This is a genomic window from Campylobacter sp. 2014D-0259 (assembly GCF_008000505.1).
Classification (GTDB): Bacteria; Campylobacterota; Campylobacteria; order Campylobacterales; family Campylobacteraceae; genus Campylobacter_D; species Campylobacter_D jejuni.
In genome coordinates, this window is sequence record NZ_VOAQ01000023.1 from 1 (window position 1) to 565 (window position 565).

1 protein-coding gene is annotated in these 565 nt (G+C 60.0%); it reads right to left on the bottom strand.

Going from position 1 to position 565, the window contains the following annotated elements; genetic code table 11:
- A partial coding sequence (locus SR63_RS04610; RefSeq protein WP_176115349.1) for a protein rep occupies positions 1 to 520 on the bottom strand: 520 nt, incomplete at its 3' end.
- Positions 521 to 565 lie beyond the last annotated feature (45 nt).

Consider the following 565-nt stretch of genomic DNA (forward strand, 5'->3'; position numbering starts at 1 on the left):
GGGTGTGGAAGTGCGGGTGTGCGCTGCCGTCGCTCCCGCGGGTGACTTCCGTGGTACGTATCCAGCCCTGCACAGGCCGGAACTCCTTGCGAACCTTCATGCGCTGAAAAGCTGCATTCATCCGGTTCAGCATCTCGCCCAGCTCCCCGATCGCACAGTTGCGCACGGTCAGAGTCAGGAACATCCAGCGGGCATCGGGATAATCCGCCACGATACGCGGCAGGGACTGGTAGAAACGGGCTTGCCACATCAGGGAGCGCCTCCACTGGCAGACAGGACAATGCCGGACACGGCAGAAATGCGCCTCACGCAGCCTCAGACGCGTTTCTCCGGTTTCCTTGAGGGTAGACCACCCGAAACGCAGTAAACCACCACAGAGGGCCATACGCGCCCCGTAGCGCTCATATTCGGCTGCAAGCAGGTAAATCCCTCCCACGTCATCAGAAACGCTTCTGTGAGCGTCCCAGGGCGCATCTGAGGGGGAATAGTCCGTGAGGTTCTGGAGATCAGGGTTTTTCATGCGCACCACCCGATAGTGGGCGATGGCTCATCTGACGTGTTATCA